This window comes from Paenibacillus farraposensis, assembly GCF_020736845.1.
GTDB lineage: Bacteria > Bacillota > Bacilli > Paenibacillales > Paenibacillaceae > Paenibacillus > Paenibacillus farraposensis.
Map to the genome: position 1 here is coordinate 1 of NZ_JAFFQR010000057.1, position 632 is coordinate 632.

At 58.5% G+C, this 632-nt stretch carries 1 protein-coding gene; it reads right to left on the reverse strand.

Going from position 1 to position 632, the window contains the following annotated elements; all coding sequences use genetic code 11:
- Positions 1 to 632: AMP-binding protein (locus JO375_RS08745; protein ID WP_229524103.1), on the reverse strand; the 632-nt coding region annotated here is incomplete at both ends.

The window sequence follows — 632 nt, forward strand, 5'->3', positions numbered from 1 at the left end:
ACCGACACGTCGAAGGTGAAGGTGGTCTTTTGCAGAATCGTGTCCTCCGCGCCCAAGCCGTAACGGTCATGCATCCACAAAATCCGGTTGATGACCGAATGATGCTCCACCATCACGCCCTTCGGTTTTCCGGTCGAACCGGAAGTGTAGATGACGTACGCGACATGATGCGGCCCGGCCAGCGGCTCCAGATTCGAGCCATCCTCGTGGTAGATGTCCTGGCCATCCTGCTCTGGGCGATCCAACACCAGTACCTTGCCGTCGAAGCTCAAGGATGCCTGCTCAGCCACACGCGCTTGCGTCAGCACCAGTTTCGCTCCCGAGTCCTCCAGCATGAAGCGAATGCGGTCTGTCGGATAGTCTGGATCGATCGGCACGTAGGCTCCGCCTGCCTTGAGGATTGCATAGATGCCTACGATCATCTCCAGCGAGCGCTGCGCCAGAATGCCTACCGGCTGATCCGGCTGAACTCCTTCTACACGCAGCGTCCGGGCCAGACGGTTCGCGCGCTCATTCAGCTCAGCATAGGTCAACGATTCTGCTCCGCACAGCACCGCTACTTGATCCGGCGTATTCGCTGCCTGCTGTTCAAACAGGGTACTTAACGTTTGGTCCTGTGCGTATCCGGTTCC